The organism is Herbaspirillum sp. C7C2 (assembly GCF_022627865.1).
GTDB classification, from domain to species: Bacteria; Pseudomonadota; Gammaproteobacteria; order Burkholderiales; family Burkholderiaceae_D; genus Herbaspirillum; species Herbaspirillum frisingense.
On sequence record NZ_JABXGI010000002.1, the window covers coordinates 318,512 to 338,420 of the forward strand.

Sequence of the window (19,909 nt, forward strand, 5' to 3'; positions counted from 1 at the left end):
GTCCTTTCGTTATTTAAGAAGTGCTTCGTTCCTGGTCTCACGCGCAAACATCGCTGCAACCAAGGTAATGAGCGCCAGCACGATGAGCATCACCGACACGCCGGCCGTTCCTCCCATATAGCCGGCCAATGCCGTTGCCAGCACCGGTGCAAAACCACCGCCCAGGGCTGCCGCCACCTGGAATCCAAACGATGCGCCGCTATAGCGCACATTGGCCCCGAACAGCTCCGGGAAATAGGTCGATTCGGGGGCAAACATCAGGCCATGCCCCAGACTCATTGCAACAACAATGGTGAGCATGACAATCTCGGGCGTCCTCATTTCCAATAGCCAGAACAAAGGAAATGCGAAGGCCAGGGTAAAGATCGCGCCAATGAAATACAGTGGCCGGCGACCAATCCGATCAGACAGAAATCCAAACAGAGGAATGGTGATGAGCTCGACCGCCGCTGCCACAAGGATGGCGTCCAGAATCATGGATTTGGGTAGCTTCAGCGTGCCTGTCGCGTAGACCACGACAAAGACCGTCAACATGTAGACCCAGGAGACTTCCGATATCTTCAAGCCGACAGCGACCAGGAAGCTCCTGGGATGCTTGAAGATGGCCTCTTTCACGGGATTGCTCACAATCTCCCGACGCGCCTTCATCTCCTCAAACACAGGCGACTCGCTCACGTTACTGCGGATGAACATGCCCAACAGGATCAACACTGCGCTGATCAGGAAGGGAACCCGCCATCCCCAGGCCAGGATGTCAGCCTCCGGCAATTTGGCGATCACGCCGAACACCAGTGTTGCCACCACCAGACCGATGGGGAAACCCACTTGCACCAGGCTGCCATAAAGCCCTCGATGCTCTTTTGGCGCGTGCTCCAGCACCATGACCGAGGCGCCACCCCATTCTCCTCCCAGGCCAATGCCTTGAATGAAGCGCAAGGAGATCAGCAAGATGGGCGCCCAGATACCGATCTGGGCGTAGGTCGGCAGCACACCGATCAGGAAGGTGCCCAAGCCCATCATGACCAGCGTGAGCATGAGGATGGATTTTCTTCCCAGCCGATCGCCGAAATATCCAAAAATCGCACCGCCTAATGGCCTGGCCAGAAAACCGACCGCATAGCTTCCTAACGCGGCCAACGTCCCCAGCAAAGGATCGATGCTTGGGAAGAACAGTTTGTTGAACACGAGTGCGGCGGCCATACCGTAGATCAGAAAGTCGTACCACTCGATGATGGTGCCGATCGTGCTGGCGAAAACCACGGAACGCAGGCTGCGCTGACTGCCTGCATCGTGCACACGGGCGTGCAGGTCGTAACTGGTTGTCATGCTGATGTCCTTTCGAAAACGATGTTCGTTGAACTTCCGGGAAACTGCCGCCCTCCAAAAATGATCACATCAGGAAACCTTGCTCACCATTTTGGAACGTCCCGCACAAGCATGAAACCCACTAAATCCTCAATATCATGCATAAATATGCGATTCAGGCCAGCTGAAGTCAAGCCTTGCATATTTCATGCCATGAAACATTTATCGTCAAAGTTTCATATAATGACCATACCCACCCACATTCATCACGAAGAGGAAATCATGAAATTTGGCGTGTTTATCTATGAAGGGGTCGAACCAATTGACCTGGCCACCATCGGCGTGCTGTCCATGGCGCGTCGCATCGCGCCTGAGATCAGCTTTTGGACAGTAGCGGCAGCGGCGGGGCCGGTTCGGCTTGCCAATGGCTTGACGGTGATCGCCGACTACGGATTTGATGAATTGCCGCCCATCAATACGCTGATCGTCACGGGCGGCCCCGGATGGCAGCAATGCTGCACAGACCAGGCTGCGCTGACGTTCTTGCAGAAGATGGCCGGACGCGCCACGGTGGCATCCGTTTGCACCGGCGCCATGATCCTGGCTGCTGCGGGCCTGCTGGAAGGTCAGGTCGCGACAACGAAGGTGGAGGTCGCAGCCGGTGAACAGGTCCCATTGGAGATCATGAGATCGCAATACCCGGGGATTGACGTCAAGGCAGCCTTGCTAACTGATAATGGCAGTATCATTACGGGCGGCGGCGTGTCCAGATGCATCGACGCCACCCTCTACTTGCTGGAAAAATACTTGGGAAGTGACGTAGCGGACCAGACCGCCCGCATCATGGAGTACACCCATGCGCGTGCGGCCAACCTGGCTGCGGCCCCCATTATCAACAATGCGGCAAATGAATAGCGAAGAATATCCAGTCAAAGAAGAAAGCCCCACGGCCATCGAGCTGCAGCTCGGCAAGCGCATTTCAAAACTGCGCGCGGCCAGGGGGTTCACACAGGATCAGCTGGCAGCGGCCACCGGCTTCACAAAGGGATATCTCTCCAAAATAGAGAACTCCAAGGTCATCCCTCCCATCGGCACGCTGATCAAAATTGCCCAGGTCCTGGAGACGGATGTGGCTGATCTGCTGGAGCCAGAAGAAGTTGACGATCAAAGCGACGCACTTTGCGTGGTTCGCTCCTGGCAGCGGGAGTCCGTCATCAAAGGTGGCAGCTCATTCGGCTACGATTACACCGCCCTGGCCCACAAGCGACACCACAAGCAGATGGAACCCTTCATCATGGTGTTTCCATCCAAGGTGGACCGCGATATCCGCTTTGAACACGAAGGTGAAGAATTCATGTTCATTCTGGAAGGAGAAGTCGAATTTGAAGCCACCATCGATAGCCGCAATAAAACCTGGCTACTCTCCCCTGGCGACAGCATCTACTTCGATTCGCGCATTCCTCATCGTGGGCGCAGCCTGAACGGCGAGGCACGCGCACTGGTCGTCATCTATCGCTCGCAAAGCAAAATCATCCCGTAGGACAAAAAGCTCACTCATCCGATGATCAGCGGCTGTTGATTGACTCGACGGTCGCCCCTCTCGGCATTCGACCTGGCTTTCATTGCCTGCCGAAGGGGTCGGCTGTCCAAACCCGCCACGCCATCCCGGCCGATCACCCATGCAAGCCCCGCTGCATAAAAAAGACCGCCCGTCGGAAATCACGACGGGCGGCTGAACGCCAGAGGGAGTACTGGCGGGAGTCGACAACAACAACAACAACAGGGAACGTCAGAGACCGGAGACTTCATCTCGGACAGGCATCAGTGTTGCAAATCTCCGCACCAGGCGTCTAGCTATACCAAAGGATGGGTCACCCCATACCAGCGATAGCCTCCCCCCGCCGGACGGGGCAGGCGCCCCGATTTGTGCGTCCCGCGCAAAACGGTTGATGGCCGCAGGCAGCTTATCGAAGTGCATCGCCTGTCTTAAGCTGCGCTCCAGATCAAGCCGCCACGCCAGGCAGCGTCGCCCACCCTTTCTCCCTCGCAGGTCGCTCGTGCGTCTGAACATCCATGTCATCGATGACGATGAAAAATCCCTCCGTGCCATCCGCTCTTCGCTCAAGGGCCAGGGGCAGCACTGGCAAGTCCATTTCCATGCGGACGAGGCCGATTATCTGAACAGGCGCAAGGCCGACGCGCCCTCCTGCCTGATCCTGGAACTGAAGCTGGCCGGAATCGACGGGCTGGACTTCCAGCAGCGTCTGCGCAGTGCCGGGGAGGCGCCGACCATCATCTTCCTGACGGCGCAGGGCAGCATTCCCACCGTGGTCCAGGCGATGAAACAGGGGGCGATCGAATTCCTGACCAAGCCGGTCAGGCCCACGGAGCTGCGCGCCGCGGTACAGCAGGCAGAAAAGATCGAATCGATACGCTGGAAGCAGCGTGAGGAAATCCGGATGCGACGCCAGCAATTGGCGTCGTTGACCCGGCGCGAGCGGGAAGTCTTTGCGCTGGTGGTGGCCGGCTACATGAACAAGGTCACTGCCGCGCTGCTGGAAATCAACGAAGGCACGGTCAAGATCCATCGCCGCCATCTGATGCGCAAGTTCTCCACGACCAGGCTGACCGAGCTGGTGCGGATCGCGGCAATGCTGGGCATCAAGCGTTCGGACGAATCTACGGACGACGATAAACGGCCGGACAAACCGGGCAAGGCAGGCTGAGTCTGCGGTATTTCAGTGCAGCATCAACTGCTCTGGGGCTAGGCTAAGGCTGCGCTCAGACAGCCTCGCGCATGTGCTAGGCGACACCAGCATTCACGGCCCAGCTCGGCGGCAATCCGATATGGGCGCGCAGCGTATCGAGCAGGACCGTCACCCGCGCCGGTGGTTGCCGCAGCGCGCGCAGGGCGTGGATGCCGGTCTGCGCGCAGGCTTGCGCCGACCACTCCGGGAACAACTGCACCAGCAGCCCGGCCTTGATGTCGGGGCCCACCACCCAGTCCGGCAGATAGCCGATTCCCATTCCCTCTCCGACCGCCAAGCGCATCGCTTCGAAGTCGTCGCAGGCGAACACCGGCTGGGCGCTCGCCGCCCGGGCCGGCTGGCCGAGCACATCGGCCCAGCCCAGCAGATCGGAACCATGCATCTTGTCGACCAGCCGATGGCAGGCCAGATCGGCAATGGAGGCCGGCGTGCCGGCACGAGCCAGGTAGTGCGGGCTGGCGCAGAGGATACGGGTCTGGGTGGCGATGCGGGTGCCGATCAGGGTGCTGTCGGCCATGTCGCCGATGCGGATGACCAGGTCCAGTCGCTCCGCCACCGGGTCGGCCAGGCGTTCGGTCAAGTCCAGCTCAAGGCGCAGATCGGGATACTGCCGCGCCATCACCCCCATGGCCGGCAAAACATAGCGCTTGCCGAAGGTCGGGAAACAGGCCACGCGCAAGATTCCGGTCACCGCCCCCTTCATGGAGGCCAGCTCCTGCTGGGCATCCTCCAGCGAATCGAGAATCTGTCTGGCCCGCACCAGCAGGGCCTCGCCGGCATCGGTGAGCGTGAGCAGGCGGGTCGAGCGCAGGAACAGGGGCGTGTCGAGATAGGCTTCCAGGGTGTCGATCTGGCGCCCGATGGCCGATGGCGTGCGGCCACGACGACGACCGGCGCCGGAGAAGCTGCCCTCCCTTGCCACATCGGCGAAGACGCCGAGAAACTCCGCGAATTTTTCTGACTGCATTTGTGCGTTCCTTGCATAGCCATTGTGGGCCGGCTCGGTCTTATCAAGCACCGGCCCCGGTTTTAATCTTCTTCCTGCAGCAAGTCCACATGCTACCGAATCCCCTTCAGGAAGAACATCATGCAAAAGTTTAGTTACGACCCGCTCTACCTCTTCATCAACGGCAACTGGCTGGAGGCCGGCCAGCGCGATACCGCGCCCGTCATCAATCCCGCCACCGGTGCCGCCCTTGGCCGCCTGCCCATGGCCGGCGCTGCCGACCTCGACCTGGCACTGGCCGCCGCCACTCCAGCCTTCGACGTCTGGCGCCGCACTGCTCCCGAGCAGCGCGCACGGGTGCTCAAGGATGCCGCAGCGCTGATGCGCGAACGCAGCGAGCACATCGCCACCCTGATGACACTGGAAGAAGGCAAGGCCCTCACCGAAAGCCGCGACGAAGTCCTGCGCGCAGCCGACTACTTCGAATGGTTCGCCGAAGAGGCACGTCGCATCGATGGCCGGGTGGTACCGGCCAACCGCCCGGGCGTGCAGCAGCTGGTCAAGCGCCAGGCCATCGGCCCGGTGGCAGCCTTCACTCCCTGGAATTTCCCGGCCATTACTCCGGCCCGCAAGCTGTCGGCCGCGCTGGCGGCCGGCTGCAGCGTGATCCTGAAGCCCGGCGAGGAAAGCCCGGCCACCGCACTGGCCCTGGCGCGCTGCCTGGACGACGCCGGTCTGCCCAAGGGCGTGCTGCAGATCGTGTTCGGCGTGCCGGACCAGGTGTCGGCGCATCTGATTGCCTCCCCTGTCATCCGCAAGGTGGCCTTCACCGGCTCGGTCCCGGTGGGGCGCCTGCTCTCGCAACGGGCGGCCGCGGGCGTCAAGCCCATCACCCTGGAACTGGGAGGTCATGGTCCGGTGCTGGTGTTCGAAGACGCCGACATCGATGCCGCCGCCGCAGGCGGTGCCGCCAACCGCTTCCGCGGGACCGGCCAGATCTGCATCTCCTCGACCCGCTTCCTGGTCCAGCGCAGCGTCTACGCACGCTTTGCCGAGCAATTCGTGGCAGCCACCCGCAAGCTGGTGGTGGGCGACGGCATGGACCCGGCCACCCAGGTCGGCCCTCTGGCCAATCCGCGCCAGCTGGAAAAGATGGAAGCCCTGGTCGCCGATGCCGTGGCACAGGGCGCCAAGGTCTTGACCGGCGGCAAGCGCATCGACCGCCCTGGCTATTTCTTTGCACCCACGGTCCTGGCCGAGGTGCCGATGAGCGCCCGCGTCATGCACGAAGAGCCCTTCGGCCCGATCGCCGTGCTGCGCCCCTTCGAGCAGCTGGAGGACGCCCTGGTCGAGGCCAACCGTCTGCCCTATGCACTCTCGGCCTATGCCTTTACCCGCGACGCCCGCACCGTGCTGGACGTCGGCGATGGCCTGGAGGCCGGCATGATCGGCATCAACCAGTACCGCATCATCGCCACCGAACTGCCCTTCGGCGGCATGAAGGAAAGCGGCCACGGCTCCGAAGGGGGCATCGAGGGCATCAACCATTACCTGACCAACAAGTTCATCAGCCAGGCCTGAAACCACAACGGATTCGCGGATCAGCGGATCAATACGACCAAGGAAGCATCATGACCCCCATCGATTTCACCAGCCCCCGCGCCGCAGCCCGGGCCTTCACGCCGAAGCTGTCGGATCTGGTCGAGGCACCACTCTACGCCGAGGTCTGGAATGACAGCGACCTCGCCCCGCGCGACCGCAGTCTCATCACCATTGCCTGCCTGATCGCGATGAACCACGCCGACGAATTACCCGCCCACCTGCACCGGGGCATCCAGAACGGCCTGACCCGGACCGAGCTGAGCGCCACCATCACGCATCTGGCCTTCTACGCCGGCTTCCCGGCAGCCATCACGGCATCGGCCTATGCCAATGCGGCCCTTTCCGGGCAGGACGACGCAAGCACCTGAACCGGCTGATGCGCCGTGACGGATTCACGGCGCCACTTCCCACCTTTCCACTCCTGAACATAGAAAGAACCACCACCATGAAAGCCATCCTCTTTGAACAATTCGGCGCTGCTGACGTCCTGAAAATCGGCGACGCCCCCGACCCCGTGCTCCGCCCAACCGACCTGCTGGTGCGCACCCATGCCGCCGGCGTCAATCGCGCCGACCTGACCCACCGTCGCGGTGGCTATGGCTGGCCCGACTTCGGCGACTCCACCATCATGGGCCTGGAAATCGCCGGTGAAGTCGTCGCCGTGGGGAGTGAAGTGACGGGCTACCAGGTGGGCGACCGCGTCATGGGCATCGTCGGCGGTGGCGCCTATGCCGAGATGGCGCGCATCGATTACCGCATGGCCATGCCCATCCCCGAGGGCCTGGACTATGTCCAGGCGGCGGCCATCACCGAAGTCTTCGTCACGGCGCATGAAGCGCTCATCTACCTGGGCAAGCTGGAGCCGGGCGAAACCGTGCTGGTGCATGCCGGCGCAGGCGGCGTGGGCGGTGCGGCGGTTCAGCTGGCCCATGCGGTGGGCGCCACCGTCATCACTACTGCCCAAGCCAGCGCCCATGCGCTGGTGCGCAAGATGGGGGCCGACCACGCCATCGACTACCAGACCGACGACTTCGCCGAAGTGGTCGCCAGGCTGACCGACAATCGCGGCGTGAACCTCATCCTCGACTTCATCGGCGCGCCCTATTTCGAGCGCAACGTGAACTCCCTGGACTTTGGTGGACGCATGGTGCAGATCGGCATCATGGGCGGCATCGAAAACGCCCGCATTCCGCTGGATCGCCTGCTCTATCGTCACCTGCAGATCATCGGCACGGTCATGAAGTCACGTTCGCAAGAGGTCAAGCACGCCATGTCGCGCCGCTTCAAGGAGCGCTGGCTGTCGCAGTTCGGCAAGGACGGCCTGAACCCGGTCATCGACAGCGTCTATCCGCTGGCCCAGGCCGGTGCCGCCCAGCAGCGCATGGAAGATGGCCTGAACGTGGGCAAGATCGTGCTGACCATGTAAGGCGCTACGGCCGCTATGTACATGCCGTCCAGCATTCACACACGTATGCAGGTGTATGCACACGTGTGTGAATGCTGGCGGTTTAACACCTTTGTATAGTTATCGCCCTCTTCCATCGTTGCTACCCTGCGTAGCGGTCAGTCGGACCTATTTCCCGGAGTCTCCCCATGTCTTTTACGCTCAAGGTCAACGGCCACCCGCACACGGTGGACATCGCTGGCGACACCCCGCTGCTGTGGGTGCTCCGTGATGTGATCGGAATGACTGGCACCAAATTCGGATGCGGCATCGCCCAGTGCGGCGCCTGCACGGTCCACCTGGATGGCGACCCGGTGCGCTCCTGCGTGCTGCCGGTGTCTGCCGTCGGCGGCCGCCAGGTCACCACCATCGAAGCAATTGACCAGACCCCCACCGGCAAGCGCATCCAGGATGCCTGGCTGGCCGTGGACGTGGTCCAGTGCGGCTACTGCCAGTCCGGCCAGATCATGTCGGCGTCGGCACTGCTGGCGCGCAATCCCGCGCCCACCGACGACGACATCGATGCCGCGATGTCCGGCAATATCTGCCGCTGCGCCACCTACGTGCGCATTCGCGCGGCCATCAAGCAAGCCGCCAGCGGCAAGATCGAGGTCACCCAGGCCATCCCTGTGAGCGCACCGGGAGGCCGCAAATGAGCCGCCCGAACAGCTTCTCGCCCAACCGCCGTCGCCTGCTCAAGGCGGCCGGCCTGTCGGTGGCCTTCAGCTGGCTGGGCGCGCCGCGTCAGGCGATGGCGCTGGTATCCCCGCATCGCCAGGCCGCCGATGCGGCGGCCGCGGTTGCCGACGGCGCCCCGGCCTTCGCCCCCAACGCCTTCATCCGCATCGACGCCGACGGCGCCATCCGCCTGGTCATGCCGATGGTCGAGATGGGGCAGGCCATCTACACCGGCTCCTGCATGCTGCTAGCTGAAGAACTGGATGTCGACCTGGACCAGATCCAGGTCGAACACGCGCCGCCCAGCGACGAACTCTATGGCATGAAGCTCCTCAAGGCGCAGATCACCGGCGGCTCCACCAGTACCCGCAGCACCTTCACCGAATTGCGCCAGGCCGGCGCCGTCGCCCGCACGCTGCTGGTGGCGGCTGCCGCCGCCAGATGGAAGGTGCAGCCGTCCTCCTGCGTGGTCGAACGGGGCGTCATCCACCACCCTCCATCGGGCCGCAGCCTCCGCTACGCTCAGGTCGCACAGGCCGTCGCCCGCCTGCCGGACCCGGGTGAGGTCAAGCTCAAGGACCCGGCGCAGTTCAGACTCATCGGCAAACCCATGGCGCGCCTGGATTCCGCTGACAAGGTCCGTGGCGTCACGCGATTCGGCATCGACGTGGCCGTGCCGGGCATGCGCATCGCTACCGTCAAGGCCTGTCCGACCTTCGGCGGCACACTGGTCGGCGTCGACGACCGCGCTACCCGCGCCATTGCGGGCGTGATCGAGGTGCTCCGCATCGACAATGCGGTGGCGGTCGTGGCCACCAACTTCTGGGCCGCCAAACGGGGCATGGAAGCCCTGGACATCCAGTGGCAGCACGGCCCCAACGCCCGCCTCACCACCCGCGAACTGCGTGAAGACCTGGCCCGCAGCCAGGCCAACGGCCAGGCGATTGTCGGTCGTGAAGTGGGCAGCCGCCCCGCCGGCGAATTCATCCAGGCGACCTACAAGCTGCCCATGCTCGCGCATGCGACCATGGAACCACTGAATGCCACTGTACATGTACGCAGTGACCGCTGCGAGATCTGGGCCGGCACCCAGGTCCCCACCCGGGTAGTTGCCAACGCCGCCCGGATCACCGGGCTGCCGGTCGAACGGATCGTGTTGCACAGCCAGTATCTGGGAGGCGGTTTCGGCCGACGTCTGGAGAGTGACTACGTCGACCAGGCTGTGAGCTTCGCCCGGCTGGTCCCCCATCCGCTGAAAATCGTCTGGACCCGTGAAGAAGATATCCGCCATGACATCGTGCGACCGATGTATCACGACGTCATTTCCGCCGTGGTGGACAAGAACGGCATGCCGCTCTGGTACGGCGACCGCGTTTGCAGCGGCACCGTCCTGGGCCGCTGGCGTCCCGGTGGCATGCGCAAGAACGGCATGGACGGGGACGCCATCGAATGCGTGGCCGAGCTCCCCTATGCGATCGCCAGCATGAAAGTCGAATGGGTGCGTCACGACATGCCACCAGGCCTCCTCGTGGGCTGGTGGCGCGGGGTGGGCGCGCTGCACAACATCTTCATCGTGGAGAGCTTCTTCGATGAACTGGCGCACCGCGCCAGGCGCGACCCCGTGGAGTGGCGTCTGGCCCTGCTGAAGAACAACCCGCGTTCGACCGCGGTCCTGAAACTGGCCGCCGCCAAAATGGGCTGGGGAAGTTCGCAGCCCGTGCGGACCGCTTCTTCCAATCGTGCGGGCCGTGGCGTGGCCCTGGCCGAACCCTTCGGCACCCGGGTCTGTGCCATGGTCGATGTCGAGGTCACGCCGCAGGGCGAGGTGCAGTTGCGGCGCGCCGTGGTCGCGGTCGATTGCGGCATCGCCGTCAATACCGGCTCCATCGAGGCCCAGATCCAGGGCGGACTGCTGTTCGGACTGAGCGCCGCGCTGTTCAACGAAATCACCCTGCGCGACGGGGCCATCGAACAAGGCAATTTCAATGATTACCGCATGCTCCGCATGAACGAAACGCCCGCCGTCGAGGTTCACATCGTCAACAGTACCGAAGCACCTGGCGGCATCGGCGAAGTCGGCACCGCCATTGCTGCGCCGGCCCTGACCAATGCCATCTACGCCGCCACCGGGGTGCGCCTGCGCGAGTTGCCGGTGCGCCGCGCTCTGCTGGCCCGGCCGCAGCATACGCTGCTGAAAACCTTCGACCTTGCACCATCCAACCCGGAGGCAGCGGCATGAAACGACTTCTCATGAGCGCCGCCCTGGTCGTCGCCGCCATCGGTGCGGCCGCCTATGCCTGCCTGGCACGACCCGAAGCGCCCGCCGGCCCGACGCCGGTGGTCTACGGTGCGCCGGCCGAGGCCTCGCGCATCCAGCGCGGCCAGTACCTGACCAAGGCCGCCGACTGCATCGCCTGCCACACGGTGGCGGGAGGCGAGCCCTTTGCCGGAGGCCTGGCCTTCCAGTTGCCGTTCGGCACGCTGTACTCCTCCAATATCACGGCCGACAAGACGACCGGCATCGGCAACTGGAGCGACGACGACTTCGTGCGCGCACTGCACGAGGGCGTCCGCAAGGATGGCCAGCACCTCTACCCGGCCTTCCCCTATACCTCCTATACCCAGCTGAGCCGCGACGATGTCCTGGCCATCAAGGCCTATCTCTTCAGCCTGCCCACGGTCACGCAGGAAACCCGCAAGCCGGAGCTCTCCTTTCCGTTCAATCAGCGCTGGGCCATGGGTTTCTGGAATGCCGCCTTCTTCCGTAGCGAGCGCTTCAAGCCGGCGCCAGACAAGTCGGCCCAATGGAACACCGGCGCCTACCTCGCCGTCGCCCTGGCGCACTGCACGGAATGTCATACACCCCGCAATATCGGCTTCGCGCTCAACCAGGCCAGGGAACTCTCCGGGGCCGACGTCAACGGCTGGCACGCCCCCAATATCACTTCCGACCCGGTACACGGGATCGGCGCCTGGACCGACGCACAGCTGTACCAGTACCTGCGATCCGGCCATGCCGACGGGCGCGGCTCGGCCGGTGGTCCGATGGGTGAAGCAGTGGAAAACAGCCTGCAGTATCTCGACCCCAAGGATATCCAGGCCATCATGAGCTATCTGCGCAGCGTCGCCCCGCAGGTCGGCGACAAGCCGACGTCCATCAACGCCAGGCCACCGGCGGTGACGACTTCGATGGCCTATTCTCCCTCGCCGCAGACGCCGTCCCATCTGCAAGCCGGATTGAAACTGTTCGAAGCAAGTTGCGCCAGCTGCCATCAGTGGAACGGCCAGGGTCCGCAAACGCATTACGCGGCCCTGCTCGGCGCGCGCTCGGTCAATGACCGCTCGGGACAGAACGTGGTGCAGACCATCCTGCACGGCGCACGGATGCGGATAGGCGAACACGAGGTCTTCATGCCCGCCTTTGCTGCCGCACTCACTGACGACGAGGTTGCCCAGCTCAGCAACTACGTAATCTTCCAGTTTGGCGGCAAGCAGGGGACGGTCACCGCCGACGTGGTCGCGCGCCAACGCCCGCACTGAGATCACCTAGCCGCATCGGCTAGGGCTATCATCCCAAGGTCTTATTACCAAAGCCTGGCGCACGTGGCACTCTCTGGCACAACTGCACTACCCACCGGAGCCAACCGCCATGCCCCTCTTCAGCCAGGTCCTGCTCAGCGCCAGTCTGTCCTTGCCGATCCTGCGCCGCTATGGTGTGCGGGCCGCCCTCTCCCTCGGCCTGCGCCGTCGCTGAGGGGCCGCCATATGGATAAGCTGCTGGCCATGGAAGCCTTCGTTGCCGTCGTCGAGACCGGCAGCTTCGTCAGTGCCGTCGATGTGACGGGTCTGTCGAAACCCGCGGTGTCGCGCCACGTGTCGGAACTGGAGCAGTTCCTGGGCATACGTCTGCTTCACCGCACCACGCGCCGCCTCTCTCTCACTGAAGAAGGACGCGTCTACTTTGCCAAGAGCAAGGAGTTGCTGGGCGCCCTGCAGGATGTCGAGAACGAAGTCGGTCTGAGCTCGGACCAGGCGATCGGCCGGCTGCGGGTCTGCGCACCGCACGACTTCGGCGTCGAACAGCTGGCCCCGCTCTGGGGCAAGTTCGCCGAACAGTATCCCCGTATCGAACTCAACATCACCTTGTCCGACAAGACCACGGACCTGATCGAAGGCGGCTATGACATGGCCATCCGCATCGGCGCCATGGCGGACAGCCGGATGATCGCCAGGCCACTGGCGCCGGTGCGGATGAAGGTCTGTGCCTCGCCGGCCTTGCTGCGGCAAGCCGGCGTGCCGTGCCACCCTTCCGACTTGCGCGAGTTCCCCTTCATTTCCTACAGCCTGCAATCCAACGGCGACGAATGGCACTTCTGCAATGCGCAGGGAGAAACCGCCATCGCCCGCATGCGTTCCAGCATGCAAGTCAACAACGGCGCCACCTGCCGGGCGATGGCCATCGGTGGAAGAGGCGTTGCGATCCAGCCGGATTTCATCGTCAACGCTGCCCTGGCCTCGGGCGAACTGGTGGAACTGCTCCCCGACTGGTCCATCGGCCAGCACGACATGATGGCCCACGTCCTCTATCCGACGCGTGCCTATCTTCCTCCCAAGGTGCAGCGCCTGCGCGACTTCCTGATTGAGGAATTTCGCACACCGCCGTGGTGTCCCAAGGCGGCCCGTCTGCGACTGGTGGCGCACTAGACACTACCACCCTTATCGCTCAAGGGTCTCCCCCGCATTCCGACTTTCCGACTTTCCGACTTTCCGGCGTTCCGGCGTTCCGGCGTTCCGGCGTCACGGCGCTCTGATCCTGAGGCATGGAGACCTTGAAACCGGAGAACTCTGAAGCGTTGGTATATCACTCCCGCGCAAACCGTTTCTGCCTGCTCCACAAGGCCGTCAGCAAGGCCTGCAAGGCTGGCCAGGGGTGGTTGGATGGATACAGGCAGCAAGTGGATACCCGGCCATCGGAAGTCTCGATGCCGATATAGAGCCGCCGACCGTCGCGCAGATCGGCGCTGCTGTTGAACAGTCCCTCGTCGGAAAAGAACAGGATGTGCGAACAGCGTGCCTCGATCACGATGCTGTCTGCTCCCCTGGCTCCCATGGCTTCCTTTGCACTGCCCCCGAAGCAGGTGATCTCCTTGACCTCCTGCGGTTGCAGCAGGCCTTCGGCCACGTAGATTCTCCAGCGGGTCAGCGCCAGCGGGCGGGCGCTCAGGTTGTGCAGGTAGATCTTGTTGCCCAGGCAGGACCCGCTTGATCTGCCCAGCCTGGCCACAAGGCGCCGACGCAGGCGCCAGAGCCCGGCCAGCCTGATCATGGCCATGATGATGGAAATCGCTGCCACCCACGCTGCGAGGGTATGGAGGTCCATAGTGCTCCGTTCGGAAGATGCATCTTGTTATTCTGTTTCACGACATCGCCCTGCGTTGACCTGCAGGCCGGCATCGCCGTGAACGCCCTGTATCCCCTGTCCCCCCCTTTACCCGAGGCTCAGGTTCCCGTCCGATCCGGCTCCTTAAAGACGCCGAATTGTCGCTGCACATTATGGCGTCCCCTCCCGCGACGCGATGTAGCACCATGGTATGGGAAAGCGCCCCCGTACGTCCCTGCGGCCAATGTGCATGCGTGCAAACTGACCCTGCCGACCGGTGCAGCAGTACCAGCGCGCCATTGCGAGCGGCCAGCAGCCCCCTTGGCGCTGACGTCTTAACACCTTCGTATGATTAACGCCTCCACGCTTCATTGCTAATCTGCGCAGCATCAGGGCAGGTATCGGGCAGGCAGCGGTGGCACATCACCGATGGCCTTCTTTTTTCGTCCGCCACAAGCCTGTTCCGCTTTCTGCCACCTCGACCTTTGCAGGTCTCGAAAAGCGGTATCAAACCTGCCTGTCTTTTTTTGATTGAGGAGCCTGGCAATGGAAAAAATGGAACAGCATTTCCTGGTCGTCGACGATCTTTCCACCATCCGCCGCATGGTTATGGGCATATTGAAAGATCTGGAATACACCCGCATGGTCGATGCCGACGACGGCAGTTCGGCCTGGAAGATCCTGGAAGCAGGACAGGTGCCGGTGTCCTTTGTCATCACCGACTGGAACATGCCGACCATGGACGGGCTGGCCCTGCTGCGCAAGATTCGTGAAGAACCCCGGCTGGCCAAGCTGCCGGTCCTGATGATCACGTCCGAAGCCAGGAAGGAGAGCGTGGTCAGCGCCGCCGAGGCCGGTGCCGATGGCTACATCATCAAGCCCTTCAATGCCGCCACACTCAATGACAAGATCCAGAAGATCGTGGCCCGGCGCGCACAGATGGCGGCCTGAGCCCTAAGCTTCCACCACCCCCGGGTGGGCCGACAACTGCTCCATCAGCAGGTCGATGAAAGCCTTGACCTTGACCGACCCGCGGCGGTTGGCCGGATACATGGCATGGATGCCGACCTCCATGGCACCGGGGTTGGCTTCGTAGTCCTCCAGCAGGGGAACCAGCCGACCGGCCCGGATATCCTCGCCCACCAGCCAACGCGCCAGCATGACCACTCCACGGCCGCTCAAGGCCGCCTGCCGCAGCATCTCGGCATTGTTGGCGAAGAAATTGCCCTGCACGTTGATTTCCTCGATGTTGCCCTCGGCGTCGCCACGGCGACGAAAACGCCAGCCCCGGCGTGGCCCGTCGTAACTGAACTGCAGACAGGTATGCGCCAGCAGGTCGACCGGGCGCAGTACCGGGCCATGCTGGCCCAGATACTGCGGACTGGCGCAGATCACGCGCGCGTGCGTGGCCAGGCGGCGCGCGATCACGTTGGGCTGGTCGCCCACCGCACCGATGCGCACGGCCACATCGATGGACTCGTCGATCATGTTGCTCACGCCATCGCTCAATTGCAGCTCCAGCTGCAGCAGCGGGTAGCGGCGATGCAGCTCGCGGCAGACCGGCGCCAGGTAGAGCGTGCTGAAGGTGACCGGCGCGGTGACCTTCAATACGCCCTGCGGCTCCTGCTCCAGGGCGGCTGCGGCGAGGTCGGCCGATTCCAGTCGCTGGAGGATATCCACCACCCGCTCATAGAAGTCGCGGCCGCCTTCGGTCAGGGTCACACTGCGGGTGCTGCGCTGGAGCAGCTTGACCCCCAGCCGTTCTTCCAGCGCATCGACCAGCCTGAGCACGGACGACGGCGCCAGGTCCAACTGCCGTGCCGCCGCAGAAAACCCGGAAGTGTCGGCCACCGCCACAAATGCTTGCATTTCGGAAAATTTGTTCATGAGCACCTTTGCGTTTTGCGCAAGAGCCTTCGCTAATCCCGGCATATTATCAGCGCCGGGCCACAACGCTACAGTGGGCGCTCCTTACATCGCAATCCCATCGGGGCTCACCATGAACGCACTTCTCCAGCCACTCAGCATCGGCCCGCTGCACCTGTCCAACCGTATCGCCATGGCCCCGGTCACGCGCGCCAGGGCTGGCGCCAATGGCGTACCCACCGCGCTCAATGCGCACTACTACCGCCAGCGCGCCTCGGCCGGCCTGATCATCGCCGAAGCCACCAATGTCTCGCCGATGTCGGCCGCCTTCGAGGATGCGCCTGGCATCCATCATCCCGACCAGGTGGCCGGCTGGAAGGACGTGGCCAGTGCGGTGCACGAAGCCGGTGGCAAACTCTTCGTCCAGTTGTGGCATGGCGGCCGCATCAGCACCTATGCCCTGCTGGATGGCGCCGCACCACTCTCGCCGTCAGGGATGAACGACGACCTTGGCCTGCTGCAGGTCTATGGCGCCCTGCGCAACGGCTACTACACCCGCATCGCCGCCTCTCCTTCGCGGGCCATGAGCGTCGAGGAAATCCACGCCACCGTGCAGGAATTCCGCACCGCTGCGCGACATGCGGTACTGGCCGGCATCGACGGCGTGGAAATCCATGCCGCCAATGGCTACCTGCCGCAGCAGTTCCTGTCCTCCCACGTCAATCGACGGCAAGACCAGTTCGGCGGCAGCATCGAAAACCGTGCGCGCTTCCTGCGCCTGATCATCGAAGCCGTGCTGCAGGAAATGCCGGCCGCGCAGGTCGGGGTAAGGCTCTCGCCCTTCGCGTTGTACAACAACGCCATCGATGCCGGCGCGGATGGCCCTGGCGACAGCGATACCCGCGCCACCTATGCCTACGTCGCGCAAATGCTCAATGGCTACGGCATCGGCTATCTGCATGCGGCCGATACCAACGCCTGGAGCGGCAACAAGGACATGCCGCGGATACTGGAGATCCTGCGTCCGCATTTCAAGGGCGTGCTGATCGCCAACGGTGGCCTGTCCTTCGAGCAAGCCGAGCAGCTGGTGGTCGCCGGCCAGGCCGACATGGTGGCCTTCGGCCGCCAGTACATCGCCAATCCCGATCTGGCCGCACGCATTGCGCAGGGCGGGCCGTTCAACGAGCCAGACCCCTTCACCTTCTATGGTGGCGACGACATCGGCTACACCGATTACCCCGCCCTGAGCTGATCCGCGCCGCTGTAGCTGGCAGGCGCCGGTCTTCTCGCCGCCTGCGTCCAGCGTCGCCCCTTCCATCCTCGTCGGAGATGCCCCAATGAACCGCAACGCCCGCTGGCGCATGCAGAGCGCCCCGATTGTCCACACCATCGGCGCCACCGCCACCCACGCCGAGCAAGCGGCCCCCGCCGGTGCGGGCGGCAAGCTGCGCAAACCCAGGGGGCGCCCCTGGCTCAAGAAAATCAGCCGCAATGTGCGCGCCGCAAGGCTGGGGATTGCATCAGGTACGAGCTCGGGCGTGACTGAGGCTGGCGACCATGGCGCGCTGGCGCGGCTGCGGCTGTCCCTGCAGCAGGCCGACACGGCGCAACCGCATCTGGCGCTGGCACACGTACAAGATTGCCGGGGCTACCTGCGCGAGCTGATGCCGACCCTGCAGCAGCTGGGGCTGCGCCATCAGGGCAAGACCATCGAATTCCTCAACACCATCCTGACCCAGGCCCTGCACGACGTGGCCAGCATCATCGACGCCAGCATCGCGGCCGACCGCCGCCTGCTGGACCGCTACCGTAACTATGCCGAGCATATCTTCAACTACACGCCCAATGGCCTGTTGGTGATGGACGGACAATGCCGCATCCGCACCGCCAATCCGGTGATGCGGCGCATTCTCGGCCTGGGGGCCGATGTGCCGGTCGCCGGCATGGCCTTGCCGGCCGTGTTCAAGGTGCCGGCGCTGTACGCCGCAGCCGGCGAAGTGCTTGCCAGCGGCGTGCCACACCAGGGTATCAACCTGATCGACGACGAGGGCCATGAACGCTGCGGCCACTATCAGTTCGGACTCTCGCGCTTCGACGATGGCGATGAAGCACTCCTGCTGCTGGTGGCCCATGACATCGCCCGCGTGCTGGAAGCCAAGGCCGCCCTGGCCGACAGCGAAGAACGCTTTCGCCTGTCCTTCCACCAGGCGGCAGTAGGGCTGGTCCACTTCGATGCCGCCGGCCGTATCCTGCGCAGCAACCGCAAGCTGCAGCAGGTGCTGGGCTACGATGCCAACGAGATGCAGCGCCTGAACCTGTGCGACCTGGCCGACCCGGATGAGGAGTGTGACCACGACCACATGACGCAACGCATCCTCAACGGTGAAATCCAGGATTACGTCAGCGAAAAGCGCTACGTGCGCAAGGATGGACAGTCGATCTGGGGCCAGGTGACGGTATCGTCCATGCGCGAGAGCAATGGTGAAGTCCACTTCATTGCCGCCATCGAAGACATCACCGAGCGCAAGGCCACCGAGTACCGCATGCGCCATCTGGCCAACCACGACCACCTCACAGGCCTGCCCAACCGCAGCCTGATGATGGACCGCCTGGACCTGGCCATCGCCCAGGCCCGCCTGGCCTCTGCGCCGCTCTCGCCCTCCTCCTCACCCCGGCACACGCTGGCGGTGCTGTTCATCGACCTGGACCGCTTCAAGACCATCAACGACAGCCTCGGCCACGACATCGGCGACCAGGTCATCGTCGAAGTGGCGCACCGGCTGCTGGCCTGTGTGCGCCCCGGCGACACGGTGGCGCGCCTGGGTGGCGACGAATTCGTGGTGGTGCTGGCCAACGCCGGCCAGCAGCGGCACATCGCTGCCGTCGCCGACCGCATCCTCGAAGCCATCTGCCAGCCCATGCTGCTGAACGGTCATGAGCTGTTCCTCGGCGGCAGCATCGGCATCAGCCTGTATGACCGCGATGGCAGCGATAGCGCCACCCTGCTCAAGAATGCCGACACGGCGATGTATCAGGCCAAGCAGGGCGGCAAGCGCCGCTATGTCTTCTACGCCAACGAAATGAGCAAGGACGCCCTGCAGTTCCTGCGCATGGATGCCGCCCTGCGGCGCGCGCTGGAGCGCCGGGAATTCCATCTGGTATACCAGCCGCAGGTGAGCATCGCCAGTGGTCGCATCATCGGCTTCGAGGCCCTGCTGCGCTGGCAGCCGCCGGGCGAGGCGGTGATTGCCCCGGACCAGTTCATCGGTCTGGCCGAAGAGACCGGACTCATCGTCCAGATCGGCGAATGGGTGCTGGAAACCGCCTGTCGCCAGCTGGTCGCGTGGCAACGCGCCGGGCTTTGCCCGCAGGACATCAAGATGTCGGTCAATCTCTCGGCCACCCAGTTCCGGCAGGACGACATGGTCGCGACCGTGCAGCGCGTACTGGCCGCCACCCAGTGCCCGCCACACTGCCTGGTGCTGGAAATCACCGAGAGCGTCATCATGGATTCGCCCGAATCGACGGTGCAGATCCTCAATGCCCTGAGCGCCTTCGGCGTGCAGTTGGCGATCGACGATTTCGGTACCGGCTATTCCAGCCTCAGCTACCTGAAGCGCTTCCCCATCCATACCCTGAAGATCGACCGCAGCTTCATCCGCGATATCTCCATCGACGGCAACGATGCCGAGATCGTCAAGGCCGTCATCGCCCTGGCCCATGCCATGAACCGCAACATCGTGGCCGAAGGCGTGGAAGACAGCGTGCAGCTGGATTTCCTGCGCGACCACGGCTGCGACCAGGCCCAGGGCTACTTCTTCGGCAAAGGCATCGCACACGAGGAAGCCGCCGCCCTGCTGTCGCGCCAGCAGTTGCCGCTGCATAGCGTGCGCGTGGCCTGACCTTGCCAGCACCTGCTT

At 63.6% G+C, this 19,909-nt stretch carries 17 protein-coding genes; 13 read left to right on the top strand and 4 right to left on the bottom strand.

The features are described 5' to 3' along the window. Positions 1-9: 9 nt before the first annotated feature. Positions 10-1,326: an MFS transporter gene (locus HWE04_RS05115; protein WP_241811714.1), complete on the bottom strand. Its 1,317-nt coding sequence runs from the start codon at positions 1,324-1,326 to the stop codon at positions 10-12. Between the two features lie 222 nt (positions 1,327-1,548). Here HWE04_RS05115 and HWE04_RS05120 point away from each other — a divergent pair, with 222 nt between their 5' ends. The 3 genes from HWE04_RS05120 to HWE04_RS05130 all read left to right on the top strand — a co-directional run bounded on the left by HWE04_RS05120 (position 1,549) and on the right by HWE04_RS05130 (position 4,031). Then, positions 1,549-2,220 (top strand): DJ-1/PfpI family protein, encoded by a 672-nt coding sequence (locus HWE04_RS05120; RefSeq protein ID WP_241811715.1) that lies wholly within the window; start codon positions 1,549-1,551, stop codon positions 2,218-2,220. Then, entirely contained in the window at positions 2,213-2,845 is a 633-nt protein-coding gene (locus tag HWE04_RS05125; RefSeq protein ID WP_006463062.1) for a helix-turn-helix domain-containing protein, read from the top strand. Before HWE04_RS05120 ends, HWE04_RS05125 begins: the two co-directional genes overlap by 8 nt. Before the next feature lie 409 nt (positions 2,846-3,254). Continuing rightward, a complete protein-coding gene (locus tag HWE04_RS05130) occupies positions 3,255-4,031 on the top strand; it encodes a response regulator transcription factor (RefSeq protein ID WP_241811716.1) in 777 nt (258 codons plus the stop codon). A 76-nt stretch (positions 4,032-4,107) separates the two neighbouring features. On the opposite strand, the gene HWE04_RS05135 is transcribed toward HWE04_RS05130, so the two are convergent. Then, positions 4,108-5,040: a LysR family transcriptional regulator gene (locus HWE04_RS05135; protein WP_241811717.1), complete on the bottom strand. Its 933-nt coding sequence runs from the start codon at positions 5,038-5,040 to the stop codon at positions 4,108-4,110. A gap of 120 nt (positions 5,041-5,160) precedes the next feature. Here HWE04_RS05135 and HWE04_RS05140 point away from each other — a divergent pair, with 120 nt between their 5' ends. From HWE04_RS05140 to HWE04_RS05170, 7 genes are all read left to right on the top strand, one after another. After that, positions 5,161-6,600, top strand: coding sequence for an NAD-dependent succinate-semialdehyde dehydrogenase (locus tag HWE04_RS05140; RefSeq protein WP_241811718.1), 1,440 nt, complete (start codon positions 5,161-5,163; stop codon positions 6,598-6,600). A 50-nt stretch (positions 6,601-6,650) separates the two neighbouring features. After that, positions 6,651-6,989, top strand: coding sequence for a carboxymuconolactone decarboxylase family protein (locus HWE04_RS05145; protein ID WP_241811719.1), 339 nt, complete (start codon positions 6,651-6,653; stop codon positions 6,987-6,989). A 77-nt stretch (positions 6,990-7,066) separates the two neighbouring features. Beyond that, positions 7,067-8,047, top strand: coding sequence for an NAD(P)H-quinone oxidoreductase (locus HWE04_RS05150; protein WP_241811720.1), 981 nt, complete (start codon positions 7,067-7,069; stop codon positions 8,045-8,047). Between the two features lie 167 nt (positions 8,048-8,214). After that, complete coding sequence (locus tag HWE04_RS05155; RefSeq protein ID WP_006463042.1) at positions 8,215-8,721, top strand: (2Fe-2S)-binding protein; 507 nt, start codon at positions 8,215-8,217, stop codon at positions 8,719-8,721. Then, positions 8,718-10,982 (top strand): xanthine dehydrogenase family protein molybdopterin-binding subunit, encoded by a 2,265-nt coding sequence (locus HWE04_RS05160; protein WP_241811721.1) that lies wholly within the window; start codon positions 8,718-8,720, stop codon positions 10,980-10,982. Before HWE04_RS05155 ends, HWE04_RS05160 begins: the two co-directional genes overlap by 4 nt. Next, positions 10,979-12,283, top strand: coding sequence for a c-type cytochrome (locus HWE04_RS05165; RefSeq protein WP_241811722.1), 1,305 nt, complete (start codon positions 10,979-10,981; stop codon positions 12,281-12,283). Before HWE04_RS05160 ends, HWE04_RS05165 begins: the two co-directional genes overlap by 4 nt. 225 nt (positions 12,284-12,508) lie before the next feature. Then, positions 12,509-13,447 (top strand): LysR family transcriptional regulator, encoded by a 939-nt coding sequence (locus HWE04_RS05170; RefSeq protein ID WP_241811723.1) that lies wholly within the window; start codon positions 12,509-12,511, stop codon positions 13,445-13,447. A 157-nt stretch (positions 13,448-13,604) separates the two neighbouring features. Here HWE04_RS05170 and HWE04_RS05175 read toward each other — a convergent pair whose 3' ends face one another. Continuing rightward, positions 13,605-14,123: a hypothetical protein gene (locus HWE04_RS05175; RefSeq protein WP_241811724.1), complete on the bottom strand. Its 519-nt coding sequence runs from the start codon at positions 14,121-14,123 to the stop codon at positions 13,605-13,607. A gap of 546 nt (positions 14,124-14,669) precedes the next feature. Between HWE04_RS05175 and HWE04_RS05180 the strand changes: the two genes are divergently transcribed. Beyond that, complete coding sequence (locus HWE04_RS05180) at positions 14,670-15,074, top strand: response regulator (protein ID WP_006463037.1); 405 nt, start codon at positions 14,670-14,672, stop codon at positions 15,072-15,074. A gap of 3 nt (positions 15,075-15,077) precedes the next feature. Here HWE04_RS05180 and HWE04_RS05185 read toward each other — a convergent pair whose 3' ends face one another. After that, on the bottom strand, positions 15,078-16,010 hold the full coding sequence (locus HWE04_RS05185) for a LysR family transcriptional regulator (RefSeq protein ID WP_102662027.1): 933 nt from the start codon (positions 16,008-16,010) through the stop codon (positions 15,078-15,080). 112 nt (positions 16,011-16,122) lie between these two features. On the opposite strand from HWE04_RS05185, the gene HWE04_RS05190 reads away from it, so the two are divergent. Then, entirely contained in the window at positions 16,123-17,241 is a 1,119-nt protein-coding gene (locus HWE04_RS05190) for an alkene reductase (RefSeq protein ID WP_241811725.1), read from the top strand. An 85-nt stretch (positions 17,242-17,326) separates the two neighbouring features. Then, a complete protein-coding gene (locus tag HWE04_RS05195) occupies positions 17,327-19,891 on the top strand; it encodes a putative bifunctional diguanylate cyclase/phosphodiesterase (RefSeq protein WP_241811726.1) in 2,565 nt (854 codons plus the stop codon). The last annotated feature ends 18 nt before the right edge of the window (positions 19,892-19,909 follow it).